Annotated in this window: 15 protein-coding genes; 11 read left to right on the top strand and 4 right to left on the bottom strand. The window is 60.6% G+C overall.

Translation table 11 applies throughout. The features are described 5' to 3' along the window. Positions 1 to 7: 7 nt before the first annotated feature. Both ACERHN_RS09650 and ACERHN_RS09645 read left to right on the top strand, forming a co-directional pair. Positions 8 to 2,266, top strand: a complete 2,259-nt coding sequence (locus tag ACERHN_RS09650; RefSeq protein WP_415922420.1) for an NADP-dependent malic enzyme — start codon at positions 8 to 10, stop codon at positions 2,264 to 2,266. Then, positions 2,263 to 3,138 carry a ribokinase gene (locus ACERHN_RS09645; protein WP_415922419.1) on the top strand — a complete coding sequence of 292 codons (876 nt, stop codon included), beginning with the start codon at positions 2,263 to 2,265 and terminating at the stop codon, positions 3,136 to 3,138. Before ACERHN_RS09650 ends, ACERHN_RS09645 begins: the two co-directional genes overlap by 4 nt. Here the strand turns inward: ACERHN_RS09645 and msrA are convergent. Next, complete coding sequence (msrA, locus tag ACERHN_RS09640; protein ID WP_415922418.1) at positions 3,135 to 3,794, bottom strand: peptide-methionine (S)-S-oxide reductase MsrA; 660 nt, start codon at positions 3,792 to 3,794, stop codon at positions 3,135 to 3,137. The two genes, ACERHN_RS09645 and msrA, sit on opposite strands and share 4 nt — an antisense overlap. 126 nt (positions 3,795 to 3,920) lie before the next feature. On the opposite strand from msrA, the gene ACERHN_RS09635 reads away from it, so the two are divergent. Then, the gene (locus tag ACERHN_RS09635; protein ID WP_415922417.1) at positions 3,921 to 4,616 is read left to right on the top strand and encodes an HAD family hydrolase; all 696 of its coding nucleotides are present in this window, start codon (positions 3,921 to 3,923) and stop codon (positions 4,614 to 4,616) included. Here ACERHN_RS09635 and ACERHN_RS09630 read toward each other — a convergent pair. Continuing rightward, on the bottom strand, positions 4,609 to 5,826 hold the full coding sequence (locus tag ACERHN_RS09630) for an argininosuccinate synthase (protein WP_415922416.1): 1,218 nt from the start codon (positions 5,824 to 5,826) through the stop codon (positions 4,609 to 4,611). The two genes, ACERHN_RS09635 and ACERHN_RS09630, sit on opposite strands and share 8 nt — an antisense overlap. Before the next feature lie 117 nt (positions 5,827 to 5,943). On the opposite strand from ACERHN_RS09630, the gene ilvA reads away from it, so the two are divergent. Then, positions 5,944 to 7,164, top strand: coding sequence for a threonine ammonia-lyase IlvA (gene ilvA / locus ACERHN_RS09625; protein ID WP_415922415.1), 1,221 nt, complete (start codon positions 5,944 to 5,946; stop codon positions 7,162 to 7,164). Position 7,165: 1 nt separating this feature from the next. Here the strand turns inward: ilvA and ACERHN_RS09620 are convergent, their stop codons facing one another. Beyond that, positions 7,166 to 7,498 (bottom strand): Hpt domain-containing protein, encoded by a 333-nt coding sequence (locus ACERHN_RS09620; protein WP_415922414.1) that lies wholly within the window; start codon positions 7,496 to 7,498, stop codon positions 7,166 to 7,168. A 149-nt stretch (positions 7,499 to 7,647) separates the two neighbouring features. Between ACERHN_RS09620 and ACERHN_RS09615 the strand changes: the two genes are divergently transcribed. Further along, positions 7,648 to 8,928 carry a PP2C family protein-serine/threonine phosphatase gene (locus ACERHN_RS09615; protein WP_415922719.1) on the top strand — a complete coding sequence of 427 codons (1,281 nt, stop codon included), beginning with the start codon at positions 7,648 to 7,650 and terminating at the stop codon, positions 8,926 to 8,928. Here the strand turns inward: ACERHN_RS09615 and ACERHN_RS09610 are convergent. Then, positions 8,904 to 9,353, bottom strand: a complete 450-nt coding sequence (locus tag ACERHN_RS09610) for an NUDIX hydrolase (RefSeq protein WP_415922413.1) — start codon at positions 9,351 to 9,353, stop codon at positions 8,904 to 8,906. The two genes, ACERHN_RS09615 and ACERHN_RS09610, sit on opposite strands and share 25 nt — an antisense overlap. Positions 9,354 to 9,430: 77 nt before the next feature. On the opposite strand from ACERHN_RS09610, the gene ACERHN_RS09605 reads away from it, so the two are divergent. The 6 genes from ACERHN_RS09605 (at position 9,431) to ACERHN_RS09580 (ending at position 17,214) form a co-directional block, all read left to right on the top strand. Further along, entirely contained in the window at positions 9,431 to 10,411 is a 981-nt protein-coding gene (locus ACERHN_RS09605; RefSeq protein WP_415922412.1) for an Hsp33 family molecular chaperone HslO, read from the top strand. Next, positions 10,404 to 11,003 carry a CoA pyrophosphatase gene (locus ACERHN_RS09600; RefSeq protein WP_415922411.1) on the top strand — a complete coding sequence of 200 codons (600 nt, stop codon included), beginning with the start codon at positions 10,404 to 10,406 and terminating at the stop codon, positions 11,001 to 11,003. The genes ACERHN_RS09605 and ACERHN_RS09600 overlap by 8 nt, the downstream gene beginning before the upstream one ends. After that, positions 10,976 to 12,139: a CCA tRNA nucleotidyltransferase gene (locus ACERHN_RS09595; protein ID WP_415922410.1), complete on the top strand. Its 1,164-nt coding sequence runs from the start codon at positions 10,976 to 10,978 to the stop codon at positions 12,137 to 12,139. Before ACERHN_RS09600 ends, ACERHN_RS09595 begins: the two co-directional genes overlap by 28 nt. Positions 12,140 to 12,304: 165 nt before the next feature. Then, positions 12,305 to 14,146, top strand: a complete 1,842-nt coding sequence (locus tag ACERHN_RS09590; protein ID WP_415922409.1) for an ABC transporter ATP-binding protein — start codon at positions 12,305 to 12,307, stop codon at positions 14,144 to 14,146. After that, positions 14,143 to 15,975: an ABC transporter ATP-binding protein gene (locus ACERHN_RS09585; RefSeq protein WP_415922408.1), complete on the top strand. Its 1,833-nt coding sequence runs from the start codon at positions 14,143 to 14,145 to the stop codon at positions 15,973 to 15,975. Before ACERHN_RS09590 ends, ACERHN_RS09585 begins: the two co-directional genes overlap by 4 nt. Before the next feature lie 9 nt (positions 15,976 to 15,984). Beyond that, complete coding sequence (locus tag ACERHN_RS09580; protein WP_415922407.1) at positions 15,985 to 17,214, top strand: class I SAM-dependent RNA methyltransferase; 1,230 nt, start codon at positions 15,985 to 15,987, stop codon at positions 17,212 to 17,214. Positions 17,215 to 17,220: the final 6 nt, after the last annotated feature.

Raw genomic sequence — 17,220 nt, 5'->3', positions numbered from 1 at the left:
GATACAGATGAGCAAGACCAAGGTCACGGCAGAGGACGCGCTGGCGTTCCATATGGAACCCACACCCGGCAAGTTCGAGATTCAGGCCACCGTGCCGATGACCACGCAGCGGGACCTGAGCCTTGCTTATTCCCCCGGTGTTGCCGTGCCCTGTGAAGCGATCGCGGAAAACCCCGAGACGGCCTATGACTACACCAACAAGGGCAACCTTGTGGCCGTGATCTCCAACGGGACGGCGGTTCTGGGCCTTGGGAACCTTGGCGCGTTGGGCTCGAAACCGGTGATGGAGGGCAAGGCGGTTCTGTTCAAACGCTTTGCTGACGTGAACTCCATCGACATTGAGCTCGACACCGAAGATCCGGATGCGTTCTGCAATGCGGTCAAGCTGATGGGTCCGACCTTTGGCGGGATCAACCTTGAGGACATCAAGGCGCCGGAATGCTTTATCATCGAACAGCGTCTGAAAGAGGAAATGGACATTCCCGTCTTTCACGATGACCAACACGGGACGGCGGTGATCTGCGCGGCGGGTCTGATCAACGCGCTGCATATCTCTGGCAAGAAGATCGAAGACGTCAAAATTGTGCTGAACGGCGCGGGGGCGGCGGGGATTGCTTGTATTGAGCTTTTGAAACGCATGGGCGCGCGGCATGAAAACTGCATCGTGTGTGACACGAAGGGCGTGATTTATCAGGGCCGCACCGAAGGTATGAACCAGTGGAAGTCGGCCCATGCGGTGACAACCGACCTGCGCAGTCTTGAAGATGCGATGGTGGGGGCGGACGTGTTCCTGGGCGTGAGCGTCAAAGGGGCGGTGACCCCTGCGATGGTGGAAAGCATGGCGGACAATCCGGTGATCTTTGCCATGGCGAACCCCGATCCCGAGATCACGCCCGAAGAGGCACATGAGGTTCGCATGGACGCCATCGTAGCCACCGGGCGCAGTGATTACCCGAACCAGGTGAACAACGTCCTCGGGTTTCCCTACCTGTTCCGCGGGGCGCTCGACATCAACGCGCGCGCGATCAATGACGAGATGAAGATTGCCTGCGCCCATGCGCTGGCCGCGTTGGCGCGCGAGGATGTGCCGGACGAGGTGGCGATGGCCTATGGCAAGTCGCTGACCTTTGGGCGTGACTACATCATCCCGACACCGTTTGACCCACGCTTGATTCACCGTATTCCGCCTGCTGTGGCCAAGGCCGGGATGGACACAGGCGCTGCGCGTCGGCCCATCATCGACATGGACGCCTATGAGTTGAGCCTGAAGTCGCGGATGGATCCAACGGCGAGCATTCTGACAGGGATCAACGCCCGTGCCCGGGCGGCGCAGGCCCGTATGATCTTCGCCGAAGGGGATGACCCCCGCGTACTGCGCGCAGCGGTGATGTATCAACGCTCGGGCTTTGGCAAGGCGCTGGTGGTGGGCCGCCAAGACGACGTAAAGGCCAAGCTGGACGAAGCCGGCCTTGGCGATGCGGCACGTGAGCTGGAGGTGGTGAACGCGGCCAACACCACGCATCTCGACGCGTATCGCGACCACTTGTATCAGCGTTTGCAGCGGCGCGGGTTTGATCATCAGGACATTCACCGCCTCGCCGCGCGCGATCGTCACGTGTTTGCTGCGCTTATGTTGGCGCATGGACATGGCGATGGGCTGGTCACGGGTGCGACGCGCAAGTCTGCCCACGCTCTGGACCGCATTAACCACGTGTTTGACGCGCACGAGAATTCCAAGGCTGCGGGCTTGACTGCAGTCCTGCACAAAGGCCGGATTGTCCTGATCGGTGATACGCTGGTGCACGAGTGGCCCAGTGAAGAAGACCTTGCGGATATTGCGGAGCAAGGTGCGCATGTCGCGCGCAATCTCGGGCTGGAGCCGCGCGTGGCATTCGTGAGCTTTTCCACCTTTGGCTACCCGGTGTCCGAACGCGCGGAAAAGATGCACGAAGCGCCGCGGGTCCTGGACGCTCGTGGTGTGGATTTCGAATACGAAGGTGAAATGACAGTTGATGTGGCGCTGAATGCCAAGGCCCAGGCCGCCTATCCGTTTTCGCGCCTGACCGGGCCTGCAAACATTCTCATCGTGCCCGCGCGGCACTCGGCTAGCATCTCGGTCAAGTTGATGCAGGAAATGGCAGGCGCAACGGTGATCGGCCCGATCCTGACCGGGGTTGGATCGTCGATCCAGATCTGTTCGACGGTGTCCACGGCCAACGACATTCTGAACATGGCCGTTCTGGCGGCGTGCAAGGTCGGGGAATGAGCGTCTTCAACCTCGGGTCGATCAACATCGACAACTTTTACCGTGTGCCGCACATCCCCGGACCGGGTGAGACTTTGGCGGCCGGCGCCTTTTCCCGTGGTTTGGGTGGCAAAGGGGCGAACATGTCTGTTGCGGTTGCCCGCGCCGCGGCGCGATCCATCCACATTGGTGCGGTGGGCCATGACGGCGCGTGGTGTGTGGACCGGTTGATGGAATACGGCGTCGATACGTGTCATATTAGCCGCCTCGATGCGCAAACCGGACATGCGAATATCGCCGTTGCCGATGATGGCGAAAATCAGATTGTCCTGTTTCCGGGCACCAATGTCGAACTGACAGATGCGATGATTGGTGCGGCACTGTCTGAGGCCGGACCGGGCGATACGCTGCTGATGCAAAACGAAACAAACGGGCAAATCGAGGCGGCGCGCATGGCCCGGAATCTCGACCTGCGGATTGTCTATGCCGCGGCTCCGTTTGAGGCGAAAACAGTCTCTGATATTGCTGAATACGCGGATTTTCTGATCCTGAACGCCGTTGAGGCGCAGCAGTTGCAGGACGCGTTGGGCAAAGGATTGGCAGAGTTGGGTATCGGCCACGTGGTTGTGACCATGGGTGGCGATGGCAGCCGCTGGATCGACGTCGCCAGCGGTGCCGAGCACCATGTGCCTGCACTGCCGGTTACGCCAGTGGATACGACGGGCGCAGGGGACACATTCACCGGATATCTGGTTGCAGCACTGGATCGCGGGATGCCAATGGCGCAGGCCATGACCCTCGCCACACAAGCCGGCGCATTGATGGTGACACGCCATGGCACCGCAGATGTTATCCCCGATCTCAAGGACATCGAGGATGCGCGCTTGGGTTAGCTTCCCGCGAAGGGCGCTGCCGACCCCCAAAGCTCTTTGACCCGCGCGTCACGACCGCATGCATCGCGATAGGCCTTGTATGCCTTGGCTTTGGATTTGGGCCCAAAGCGGGTAAGGATCACTTTGTCCTGTTTGTAGTAATCCTGGTGGTAGCTGTCCGCAGGGTAAAATGCGCCTGCTGTGCGGATTGGCGTCACAATGGGCTGTCCCAACGCGGCTTGTGCGTCGGCCTTTGCCTTTTCGGCGGCGGCTGTTTGGCCAGGCCCTGCAAAGATCGCGGTGGTATAGGTTTGGCCCCGGTCACAGAACTGTCCGCCTGCGTCCGTCGGGTCGATTGAGCGGAAGAACATCGCGAGCAGCGTATCCGCTGACACTTGCGCCGGTACAAAGGTGATTTGCACCGCCTCAACGTGACCCGTGCCCCCGCGCACAACCTGTTTGTAGGTCGGATCTTCCACGTCACCGCCGGTAAAGCCTGACACGACTTCCTTCACGCCTCTCACCTTCTCGAAATCGGCTTCGACACACCAGAAACATCCGCCCGCTACTGTCAGCGTTTCGGTTGCGTCGGCGTGGGCAGTTTTGGACTGCGCGACAAGGCCAAGCGCAATGGTCAGGCCAAGCAGAACGGTTTTCAATGTACGTGTCTGGGTCATTGGATGTCCTCCTGTTGAGTCTGAAACTGAATGAATTCCGACGTCCGCTCAACTCACGAGGGGGAGAGGTCGCGGCGACGTGAATTTTCGTTTCTTTCCTGACATACGCCCGCTAGCGTTGGTCGGATGACAAAACGTATCGCCATGTGGTCCGGGCCGCGCAATCTGTCGACGGCCATGATGTACAGCTTTGCTGCGCGTGGGGATACACGCGTCGTTGATGAGCCATTTTATGCGGCTTACCTGTCTGAGACCGGGTTGGATCATCCGATGCGGGATGCGGTTCTCGCCTCTCAACCGAAGGACCCGGCGGCAGTGGCAAAAACGCTGATTTCGCCTGTATCAGAGCCGATTTTCTATCAAAAACACATGACGCATCACATGTTGGATCACTGGTCCCTCGACTGGATGACACAGGTGCAGAACGTATTCCTGATCCGCCACCCGGCGCGGGTGGTCGCCAGTTACCGTGCCAAGCGCGAAGCACCGGTTTTGGACGATCTCGGCTTTGTTCAGCAGGCGCGGATCATGGAGCGGGTCGATACTCCGGTTTTGATTGATGCGGCAGATATCCGCCGCGATCCGGCGGGAATGTTACAGCGCCTGTGTGCTGTCTTGGATATCCCGTGGACGGCAAACATGCTGCATTGGCCCGCGGGCGGTCACGCGTTGGATGGCGTGTGGGCCGCGCATTGGTACGGTTCGGTGCACGCCTCCACAGGGTTCGCAGGGCCGGAAGGACCGCTGCCGGACATCACTGACCCACTGATCGACGCGGCCATGCCTTATTACGAGGCGATGGCCGCGTACAAGCTCACTTGAGCCGACGATCCCGTGCCGCCAGCAGTTTCAGGCGCAGCGCGTTCAGCTGAATGAACCCGGCGGCGTCCTTCTGATCATACGCACCTGCGTCGTCCTCAAACGTTACATGCGCCTCGGAATAGAGCGAGTGATCGGACCAGCGGCCCACCGTGCGCGCAAGTCCCTTGTAGAGTTTCAGGCGCACTGTGCCGGTCACGTGTTCCTGGCTCTTGTCGATCATCGCCTGCAGCATCTCGCGTTCGGGCGAGAACCAGAAGCCGTTATAGATCAGCTCGGCATAGCGCGGCATCAGCTCGTCCTTGAGGTGCGCGGCACCCCGGTCGAGCGTGATCTGTTCGATGCCCCGGTGCGCCTCGAGCAGGACGGTGCCGCCGGGCGTTTCGTAGATGCCGCGGGATTTCATGCCCACAAACCGACCCTCAACAAGGTCAAGTCGGCCAATGCCGTGCTTGCCGCCCAGTTCGTTCAGCTTGGTCAGGATCGTGGCGGGCGACATGGCGTCGCCGTTGATCGACACGGCGTCGCCCTTTTCAAACCCGACCTCGATATATTCGGGCGTGTCGGGTGCATCCTCCGGGGATACGGTACGCTGATAGACATAGTCGGGCGCGTCCACGGCGGGATCCTCAAGCACCTTACCCTCGGACGAGGTGTGCAGCAGGTTCGCATCCACGGAAAACGGGGCTTCGCCGCGCTTGTCCTTGGCGATCGGGATCTGGTTCTTTTCGGCAAAGTCGATCAGTTTCGTGCGGCTCGACAGGTCCCATTCGCGCCAGGGTGCAATCACCTTGATGTCGGGGTTGAGCGCATAGGCGGCCAATTCGAACCGCACCTGGTCGTTGCCCTTGCCGGTGGCACCATGGGCGACGGCATCCGCCCCTTCGGCGGCGGCGATCTCGACCAAACGTTTGGAAATCAGCGGACGCGCGATGGACGTGCCCAGCAGGTACAGCCCTTCATAGAGCGCGTTGGCGCGGAACATTGGAAACACGAAATCCCGCACGAACTCTTCGCGCACGTCTTCGATATAGATGGCGGAGGCGCCCATCATCTCAGCCTTGGCACGCGCTGGCTCCAGCTCTTCGCCCTGGCCCAGATCGGCGGTGAAGGTCACGACCTCACAGCCATATTCCGTCTGCAGCCATTTGAGGATGATCGAGGTGTCGAGGCCACCGGAATAGGCCAGCACAACTTTCTTGGGCGCGCTCATCATTGGGTTCCTTGTCCGAAGTTTGAGGGCCGATACCGTTTTTGGGCCATGGGGGCAAGATTGACCGGTGCCAGCGCGGGCGCTAGGTCACGGGGATCATTGGTGGCGAGGGATCTCATGGATTTTGTCAAACGGGCGCAGGCCGCAGAAGCCGCGATGCGTGCCGTGTTCCCGCCAACGCCTTTGCTGCGCAACAGTTTGCTGTCAGAGCGCTATGGCGCAGATGTCTGGCTCAAGCGCGAAGATCTCAGCCCGGTCCGGTCCTACAAACTGCGCGGGGCGTTCAATGCGATGCGCAAGGCGCAAGCGTCGGTTTATGTATGCGCGAGTGCGGGCAATCACGCACAAGGCGTTGCCTTCATGTGCAAGCATTTCGGGGTGCATGGCGTGATTTTCATGCCCGTCACGACGCCGCAACAAAAGATCATGAAGACGCGGATGTTTGGCGGTTCGCATGTCGAGGTGCAGCTTGTCGGGGATTACTTTGACGACACGCTGGCTGCGGCGCAGGCATATTGCGCTGATGAGGGCGCGCACTTTCTGTCGCCGTTTGATGATGATGATGTGATCGAAGGCCAGGCGTCCGTTGGCGTGGAAATCATACAGCAATTGGGCGCTGCGCCAGACATGGTCGTGGTTCCCGTGGGTGGTGGTGGCTTGTCGTCCGGATTGCGCAGCCTTTTTGGGCCGGATGTGTCCATGCGTTTCGTGGAACCCACAGGCGCGCCGTCCCTCGCCATGGCGTTGCGCGCGGGTGCACCGTGTGATGTGTCGCCGATCGACAGCTTTGTGGATGGTGCTGCGGTCGCCAGGATTGGGCAGCGCACCTTTGCCCATCTGTCAGAGGTCGATCCCAATCATGTGCTTGCACTGGACGAAGATCGGATATGCGCAACCATCATCGAGATGTTGAATGTCGAAGGCGTGGTTCTGGAGCCCGCGGGCGCACTGGCCATCGAGGCATTGTCGGAACTGGAAGATGAAATTCGTGGCAAGCAGGTGGTCGCCATCGCGTCGGGCGGGAATTTCGATTTCGAACGTTTGCCCGAGGTCAAAGAGCGGGCGCAGCGTTATTCTGGCGTGAAAAAGTACTTTATCCTGCGGATGCCGCAACGACCTGGGGCGCTGAAGGATTTCCTGAGCATTCTTGGGCCGGAGGACGACATCGCACGGTTCGAATACCTAAAGAAATCGGCCCGCAATTTCGGGTCCGTTCTGATCGGCCTCGAGACGACCCGACCCGAGAATTTTGACCGTTTGTTGTCCGCGTTGGATGAGGCTGGGTTTACCTACACAGACATCACGGCCAACGAGACACTGGCACAGTTTGTGATCTGATCTAAGCTGCCTGTCCTTGCGCCAACCCAGTTTCAAACGCAGCTTTGGACGCGTCGAAACAATCGAGGATTTCGGTGACATTCACCGCATCTGACTGACCGGCGGCCGCGGCCTTTTCGCCCGCGTCGCATAATGCGGAAAAGGCGACGAAGCCGAGGTTGAGCGCGCTGCCCTTGAGAAAGTGCAAGTCTTCGCCGAGCCGGGACAGGTCGGGACCGGCACGCAAACTATCTGTGACGCCTGCGACCTCATCCAGAAAAAGCGGGACAATCTCACCGAAATCCTCGGCGCCGATTTCCTCGCGCAGGTCCGAAACACGTTGCCAGTCGATCATGCCGCGACTCCTTTCACGCCCGACAACATCATGAAGGTCTTAATCATTCGTGACCGGTACAAGTTTAACGAAACGGTTTCGGGGATTCAGGCGACGTTAAGTTGCGGGCGGCTACCTCTTTGGCAATCAAGGCGGACAGCACTGAAATGATGGCACACGAATATTCCGAAGCGCAGAAGCAACCGGAGGACCCTGCGTCCTCTCTGCGCCGTGTGTTGATCGTCGATGACAGCAGGCTCCAGCGCAAAATCCTGTCCAGCTCCGTCAAACGGTGGGGCTTTGAGGTGTTCGAGGCTGAATCGGGCGAAGAGGCGCTTGCCATGTGTGCCGATCTCCAGCCTGATCTGGTGCTCAGTGATTGGATGATGCCGGGGATGAACGGCCTCGAATTCTGCGATGCATTCCGCAATTTGCCTGGCGACCGGTACGGCTATTTCATCCTCCTGACCTCCAAGAGTGAAAAGGACGAAGTGGCGATGGGGTTGCAGGCGGGGGCGGATGATTTTCTGTCCAAGCCGGTCGATGCCAACGAGTTGCGCGCGCGGATCACTGCCGGTGAGCGAATCGTGGAGATGCAGCGAGAGCTGACCGAAAAGAACCGCCTCATTTCAGAGACGTTGAATGAGTTGCAGCGGTTGTATGATTCGCTCGATAGCGATCTGATTGAGGCAAAGAAGCTTCAGCAATCCCTGATCCCCGTGCGGCACAAATCCTTTGAGACGGGCGACGTGTCTCTCATGCTGCGGTCAAGTGGCCATGTCGGCGGAGACCTTGTCGGATTTTTCCCGGCGGGCCCCGATCACCTTGGGCTCTACTCCATCGACGTTTCAGGACACGGGATCAGTTCTGCGTTGATGACGGCGCGGCTCGCCGGTTACCTGTCTGCGTCCGCTCCGGATCAGAACGTCGCGTTGGGCAAGGACGAGGACGGCACGTATGTGTTCCTTCCGCCTGCCGATGTGATCGAAACCCTCAATGACCTCGTTCTGGATGAGATGGAGACGGAGCATTACTTCACACTGTTACTTGCGGATGTGAACCTGCGCACCGGTGCCGTCCGCATGTCACAGGCAGGCCACCCGCATCCGGTCATTCAACGCGCTGGCGGCACCATTGAACAGACGGGGCCCGGCGGTTTTCCCGTTGGTCTCATGTCCGGCATCTCGTTCACCGAGTTTGAGGCGACACTGGCGCCCGGTGATCGGATCCTGCTGCTGTCGGATGGGGTTATCGAATGCCCGTCAGAAGAGGGCGTGATGCTGGAGGAAGACGGCCTCGAAGACATGCTGAAAACGCTGAGCGACGCGCGCGGACCCGCTCTGTTCGAGGCGCTTTTGTGGAAACTGGGTGAGTTTGCTGGCGATCGTGCGTTCCCGGACGATGTATCCGGCATCCTCTTTGAATTTCAGGGCGCACCAGACGCAACATAACTGCGCAAGAACATCCGATCCCCGTCGTTGCCCAATTTCGCTATGGCCTCGGCAAAGGGAAGCCAGAGCGTTTCATGATCCGGCTCAGTGGGTTTTGCAATCGGGCGGACGGGACGCGCCACGTAGACGGTGCAGAGCTTTTCGGCCCAGAGGTCATATTCCGGCATGAAAACAAACCGTCGAAACGCGCCCAGACGCCGTGGCGCGGCGATCCGCCAGCCGATCTCTTCCATCACCTCCCGGTGCAGTGCGTGAAATGGGTGTTCCCCGGGATCAATGCCACCTCCCGGCAGCTGAATGTCCGGCTCATGGCCCATCTGCCGGGTCAAAAGAACAGCCCCAGACAGAGGAAGGATGGCATATGCGCCGGGGCGGAGCGTATAGCGCCGTCCTTTTTGCGGTGCGGCCCCGATCCTTAGGATCATCTCTCTGCCCTTTCAGTTTCCGCCGTGGCCCTTATATAGACGCGATATGCCAACCTCAGGCGTGTAAGGAAACCCCAATGACCACTGGCTCGCACCTTGGCACGGACGACACCGTCCTGCCCTTTCAGCTTGATGCATCCGACATTCGCGGCCGCCTCGCGCGGCTTGATGGTGTATTGAGCGGTATCCTCAAACAGCACGACTATCCGCCTCAGGTCGAGGCGTTGGTTGCTGAAATGGCATTGCTGACGGCTTTGATCGGTCAAACGGTCAAACTGCGGTGGAAGCTGCAGTTGCAGGTACAATCCAAAGGGCCGGTGCGCATGATTGCAACCGATTACTACGGCCCCGAAGAAGAGGGCGGCGAGGCGCGCATTCGGGCCTACGCCAGCTTTGACGCAGACCGCCTCACGGATGCGGCTCCGTTCGAGCAGGTGGGTGACGGGTATTTTGCCATCATGATCGATCAGGGGCAGGGTATGACCCCGTATCAGGGGATCACGCCGCTGGCCGGTGGGTCCCTGGCCGCCTGTGCAGAGGCGTATTTCGCGCAATCGGAGCAGTTGCCGACCCGGTTCAAGCTGAGCTTTGGGCAATCGACTGAACCCGGTATTGCGGAACATTGGCGCGGCGGTGGCATCATGTTGCAACATTTGCCCAAGGCGTCACCTTTCGTGGCGCAAGGCGAAGGGTCGGGCGACGTCCTGCAGGCCGCGGACCTCGTCCAGGGTGATGATGAAGAGAACTGGAATCGCGCAAACATCCTTTTGGATACAGCTGAGGCGATGGAGTTGATGGGGCCGCAATTGCAGCCTGCTGATTTGTTGCTGCGTCTGTTCCACGAGGAAGAGCCGCGTGTCTATGATACGCAGCCGGTCCGGTTCGGCTGCACCTGTTCCGAAGATCGAGTGCGGCAGAGCCTGTCGATCTATTCGGCGCGGGACATCGAAAAGATGACCACCGATGATGGTCGCGTCACGGCAGATTGTCAGTTCTGTGGCGCGCATTACGATCTTGATCCCGTCACCGTCGGGTTCGAGGCTGAAGGCAATGCCTGATCTCATCGACCGGACCCGGCGCGCCTTGTTGCAGCCGGGTCTGGCATCGTCTGATTATGACCTGAACCCCGATGTGGTTCTGCCGGAGAGGCGCAAGCTGCGCCCTGCGGCAGTTCTCGCGCCGATCATCGAGACCGAGCGGGGGCTTTCCCTGATCCTGACCAAGCGGTCATCCGCGTTGAAACACCATCCCGGTCAGATTGCCTTTCCCGGCGGCAAGCAGGATGCTGGTGATCCCACCCTGGAGGCGGCGGCGCTGCGCGAGGCGCGGGAGGAGATCGGGTTACCGTCGGATCAGGTGGACATTCTCGGCACCTTTCCACCGCATGAAACGGTGACGGGTTTTACGGTCACGCCAGTGATTGCTCATGTGACAGCCCCATTCGACATCCGGCCCGAGGCAGGTGAGGTGGACGAAGTGTTCCTTGTCCCTCTGTCGCATGTCCTTGCGGCGGAAAATTTCGTTGTGGAATCGCGGCGCTGGCGGGGCGTGCGGCGGTCCTACTATGCGGTGCCATTCGGGCCCTATTACATCTGGGGCGCGACCGCGCGTATACTGCGGGCATGGACCGACAGCCTTCCTTCCAGCTAGACCCGGATATCGGCTTTCTCGCCGATCCAAAGGGGCAGTTTGTCTGCGGTCTGCTCGAGGATGCGGGACATCAGGCATTGTTTGTGGGCGGGTGTGTGCGCAATGCGATTATGGGCGTGGCTGCGTCCGACGTGGACATTGCCACGGATGCGCAACCAACAGACGTTATGCGCATTGCAGAAGCGGCGGGCGTGCGGGCCGTTCCAACAGGCATTGACCACGGCACGGTCACCCTGATTGTCGATGGCACCCCGTTCGAAATCACAACCTTTCGCCGTGATGTAGAGACCGACGGACGCCGCGCCGTCGTCGCCTTTTCCAGCCGGGTGGAGGATGACGCGCGGCGGCGGGACTTCACCATGAACGCGCTATATGCTGATCGTCGCGGCGTGGTGCAGGATCCGGTAGGTGGCCTGCGGGACGCGCAGGCGCGGCGGGTTCTGTTCATCGATGATCCGGTCCAGCGTATCCGCGAAGACTATCTGCGCACGCTCCGGTTTTTCCGGTTCAGCGCGTGGTATGCCGATCCGGCGCAGGGCTGGGATGCGGACGCATTGGCGGCAATTGCGGACACACTCGATGGATTGCAGAGCCTTTCGGCAGAGCGTGTGGGGGCAGAGATGCTCAAACTGCTCAGTGCACCGGACCCGACGCCCGCGGTATCGGTGATGGCGCAGGTCGGCGTGCTCGGCGTTTTGCTGCCGGGGGCGGAGGCGCGCATGCTGGGGCCTGTCGTGCATATGGAAGACGGCGCGGTGGATCCGATCACGCGACTTGCTGCCGTGGGAGGGGAGAATGTGGCCGACCGGCTGCGTCTATCGCGCAAGCAAGGCAAACAGTTAGAGGCCACCCGCACGTTGGCAGGGACGAGCCGTGGTTTTCGGGCGCTTGGCCACCTGGCGGGGCTAGAGGCCGCACAAGGTGCGGCGATCCTGCGCGCGGCCCTGTTCGAGACGCCATTGCCGGAGGGGTGGCAGGCCGATATCGCGTCCGGAACGTCAGAGCGGTTCCCTGTCGCGGCGTCGGATTTGCCAGAGCTTGAGGGTGCTGCATTGGGCAAGCGGCTCAAGGCGCTAAAGCAGGACTGGCTTGCCTCGGACCTGACGCTTGGCAAGGATCAGCTTTTGGGCAGGTGACAAGCGGGGCGTCCTGTTGTATGACACCGACAACCCAAAGGAGGGACTCATGGTTCGCGGGATCTGGAACGACACCTGATATTGTCGCACGCCGTCCGTTGTGACGCACGCGCCTGACGGCGCGCGTCATTGCCATGTTAAAATACCCGCCTACAGGTTTCTCCCATGTTCAAGTTCTTTGAATCGCTTGTCGATCCGTATGCTCCGTATTCGGAACAAGATGTGCCGCCCAATCGGTTGTGGCCCTTCTTGCGCGAATATCTCAGACCGTTTCGTGCTGTCATCGCGGTCACGTTTGTCATCAGCACAATTGTCGCGTTCAGCGAGATTCTGTTGATCTGGTACGTGGCGCGCATCGTCGACCTACTGGCGCAGGGCACGCCGGATCAGATCATTCCGCAATATGGGCTCGAGTTTCTGCTGGTCGCCCTTTGGGTGCTTGTGTTGCGCACAGCGGTGGCCTTTGTGGATGTCGCGCTGCTCCATAACACGTTGATGCCGAACCTGGGTACGTTGATCCGCTGGCGGTCACATCGGCATGTGCTGCGCCAGTCGGTGGGATGGTTCGAGAATGACTTTGCCGGGCGCATTGCCAACCGGATCATGCAGACGCCGCCCGCCGCCGGTGAGGCGATGTTTCAGGTGCTGGATGCCGGGTCATTCTTTGTCACCTCTCTTGTTGGTGCGGTGATCTTGCTGATGACCTTTGACATCTGGTTGGCATTGCCGCTGCTGTTCTGGATCACGGGCTATCTGGCGCTGATGCGTTGGGTGATCAAGCGCGCCGGTCCTGCGGCCAAGGCCAGTTCGGATGCGCGCAGTGCGATCACGGGTCGGGTGGTGGACAGCTATACCAACATTCATTCGGTCAAGATGTTCGCGCATCATGATCGTGAGATCGATTATGCCCGCGACTCCATCGAACACGCGCGTCAGACGTTCATGACCGAGATGCGGATCGTGACCAAGATGGACCTGATGCTGACCGTGCTCAACGCGGCGATGATCGTGTCGATGGGCGGGCTTGCGATCTGGCTCTGGATCGGCGGGTTCACCACCGAAGGGATGGTGGCGGCGGCGCTGACCATCGCGCTGCGGCTCAACAACATGACCTATTGGATCATGTGGGCCATGACATCGTTGGTCCAGAATCTCGGGGTGATTGCCGAAGGGATGGAGACAATCGCGCAGCCCGTGACGCTGGTCGACAAGCCCGATGCCAAACCGCTGAGAATCGACCGTGGTGAGATCGTGCTTGAGAAGGTCACGCACCATTACGGGCGCGACAGTGGCGGTCTTGAGGCGGTGTCGACAACGTTGAAAGCGGGGGAAAAGGTCGGTCTTGTTGGTCGGTCCGGCGCGGGCAAGACCACGTTGGTCAAGCTGCTCCTGCGCTTTTACGACAGTGAAAGCGGCCGTATTCTCATCGACGGGCAGGACATCAATGACGTGACCCAGGATTCACTGCGGCTGAACATCGGGATGGTGCAGCAGGACAGTTCGCTGCTGCATCGGTCGGTGCGTGACAACATCCTGTACGGACGGCCCGATGCCACAGAGGAAGAGATGATCGCCGCGGCGCGCCAGGCACAAGCGCATGACTTCATTCTGGATCTCGAGGATCCGGAAGGGCGCTGTGGGTATGACGCGCAAGTCGGCGAGCGTGGTGTGAAGCTGTCCGGCGGGCAGCGCCAGCGGATCACACTCGCGCGGGTGATCCTCAAGAATGCGCCCATCCTGCTTTTGGATGAGGCTACATCAGCACTTGATAGCGAGGTCGAAGCCGCCATTCAGGACACGCTTTATCAGATGATGGAAGGCAAGACGGTGATCGCGATTGCACACCGCCTGTCCACGATCGCGCAAATGGACCGCATACTTGTGCTTGATGGCGGAAAAATCGTCGAGGATGGGAGCCACGACGCGCTTTTGGCCGAAGGAGGCCTATATTCGGAGTTCTGGGCGCGCCAATCCGGCGGGTTCATTGCGACCGAGGCTGCCGAGTGAAGATCGAAAACTGGATCCGTTCCTTTGACCGTGCCGAGGGGCCGCCGCCGGAAACGCTGTGGCCCTTCCTGCGCTGGTGTCTGTCGGGTGCGTGGCCTGCGCTGTGGTTGGCGGCCATTTGCTCTGCTCTGGCCGGTGTCCTTGAGGCGGGCACGGCGCTGATCCTCGGGCGCGTGATCGATGCCACGGTGCAGCTGGGACCAGACGGTTTCTTTGCCGTGTCCAATGTCGGTCTCATTGCCGGCGCACTCGCCTTTTTCCTGATCGCGCGACCCGTCCTTTTTGGTCTGAGTTCCGCCACGAATTCGATCATTGTGCAGCCCAACGTGAATCCGCTTGTCCTGTCGCGCCTGCATCGCTGGACGCTGGGGCAATCGGTCGGTTTCTTTGATGACGATTTTGCGGGACGGATTGCGCAGAAACAGATGCAGGCGGCGCGGGCGGTCACGGACGTGGTGTCGGAATTCATCAACGTCGTGGCCTTTGCGCTCGCGTCGCTGGCGGGGTCGATCATCTTGCTGTTTGCCATCGATTGGCGTGTCGCGATTGGGTTCGGCGTTTGGCTGTGTCTCTATTTCGCGCTGATCCGCTGGTATCTGCCGCGCGTGCGCAAACGGTCTGCTGCGCGGGCTGGTGCGCGCGCGATGGTGTCCGGTCAGGTTGTGGATACGATCACCAACATCAAGACGGTCAAGCTCTTTGCCCACGACGATCACGAGGATCAGGCCGCCCTTGGCGCGATGCAGAAATTTCGCGAAACCGCTGTCCGCTTTGGATACCTGTCGGCCGGGTTTCGGTTCGCATTGATGAGCCTCGCGGGGCTCTTGCCTGTTCTGCTGCTGGGCGGGACCATCGTGATGTGGCAGGCGGGTCAGGCGACACCGGGCGATATCGTTGCGGCGGGTGCTGTGGCCGTACGGATTAGCCAGATGACCGGCTGGGTCAGTTTCACGCTCATGGCGATCTATTCGAATATTGGCGAGATTGAGGACGGCATCCGCACCCTCACACCGCGCAACCGGGTCGATGATGGGCCGGAGGCGCAACCGCTTGCTGTACCGCGGGGTGGTATCACCTTTGACGCGGTGCAGTTCCGGTATGGCCGGGATAGCGGCGGGATCGATGCGCTGTCGCTGGATATTGCGGCGGGCGAAAAGGTCGGGATTGTCGGTGCGTCGGGTGCCGGGAAATCCACGCTCGTGGCATTGTTACTGCGCCTCTACGACAGCGAAGGCGGCACCATCCGGATTGATGGGCAAGACACGCGCACCGTCACCCAAGACAGCCTGCGCCACGCCATTGGCATGGTCACGCAGGAGACGGCGATGTTCAACAGATCGGCGCGGGACAACATCCTGTACGGTCGGCCCGATGCGTCCGAAGACGATATGATCGCCGCAGCGCAAAAGGCCGAAGCGCATGACTTCATCCTGCAGCTTGAAGATCACAAGGGGCGTGCCGGGTATGATGCGCATCTTGGCGAGCGTGGGGTAAAACTGTCCGGTGGCCAGCGGCAGCGTATCGCATTGGCGCGCGCCATTCTGAAGGACGCGCCGATCCTCGTTCTGGACGAGGCAACCAGCGCACTTGATTCAGAGGTTGAGGCGTCAATTCAGGACGCGTTGAGCCGGGTGATGGAGGGCAAGACCGTTCTGGCCATCGCGCACCGTCTGTCGACGTTGACGGAAATGGACCGGATCGTCGTCATGGACGAAGGCCGTATTGTCGAGCAGGGCCCGCACGACGTTCTGCTGTCCAAGGGTGGGCTGTATGCCCGGTATTGGCAGCGGCAATCCGGGGGCTTTATCAGCACCGCCGCTGCGGAATAAGACAGCGCCATGACAGAATACACAATTGAACGGCTGGGCCAGCGTGGTGACGGCATCGCGTCAGGTCCCGTATTTGTCCCCCTCGCCTTGCCCGGTGAGGTGGTCAGCGGCACACGCAACGGCGACATGCTGGACGATGTGCGCATTGTCACGCCGACGCCGGATCGGGTGTCGCCATCCTGTTCGCATTTCCGCAGTTGCGGCGGGTGCCAGCTGCAACACGCCAGTGATGATCTGGTCGCGGGCTGGAAACGGGGTCTCGTTGTCGATGCTTTGCGGGCGCAGGGTGTGACAACCGATGTACGCGATACGCTGACATCGCCCGACCGCTCCCGCATCCGTGCGACGTTTTCCGCGCGCAGAACCAAAAAGGGTGCGATGGTCGGATTTCATGCCCGGCGGTCCGATGCGATCATCCCCGTGCCCAACTGCACTCTTGTTCATCCGTCTTTGAAAGGTGGTCTGCCCGCAGCCGAGGCTTTAGCGGTTCTGGGTGCGAGCCGCAAAGGCGCGCTTTCTGTGACGGTGACGGACAGTGCGGCGGGCCTTGATGTGTTTGTGACCGGTGGCAAACCGCTTGATGGCCCTTTGCGCGTAACCCTGGCCGAGGTGGCACAGCAACATGGGTTGGCGCGCCTGACCTGGGACGACGAGGTGGTCGCGATGGTGCACCCCCCGGTGCAACAGATGGGCACCGCACAGGTGGTGCCGCCACCCGGTGCGTTTCTGCAGGCGACACGTCACGGGCAGGACGTTCTGACCGACGTTGTAAAGAGCATCGTGGGCGATGCCGCGCGTGTTACGGACCTCTTTGCCGGGTGCGGGACATTTGCATTGCCGTTGGCCGCAAAGGCCGAAGTGCATGCAGTCGAAGGGGACGCGGCGATGATTGCCGCGCTGGACCGAGGCTGGCGCGAGGCACCCAATCTCAAGCGCATCACGTCCGAGACGCGCGATCTGTTCCGTCGTCCGTTGATGCCGGACGAGCTGACCAAAACCGACGCGGTGGTGATCGACCCGCCGCGCGCCGGTGCTGCGGCGCAGATTGCCGAACTGGCGCAGGCCAGGCCGCCGGTGATCGCGCATGTTTCGTGCAACCCGGCCACGTTTGCCCGCGATGCGGCAACGCTCGTGACTGCGGGATATAGCTTGGATTTTGTGCAACCGGTGGATCAGTTCCGCTGGTCCACCCATGTGGAGCTTGTGGGGGCGTTCCGTCTTTCCCATATGTCGCGCTGAAGGAGA

The sequence above is a fragment of the Tateyamaria rhodophyticola genome (assembly GCF_047777875.1).
Taxonomy (GTDB): Bacteria; Pseudomonadota; Alphaproteobacteria; order Rhodobacterales; family Rhodobacteraceae; genus Tateyamaria.
Note: the sequence above shows the minus strand (reverse complement) of the source record. Positions and strands in the feature narration are given on the sequence as shown.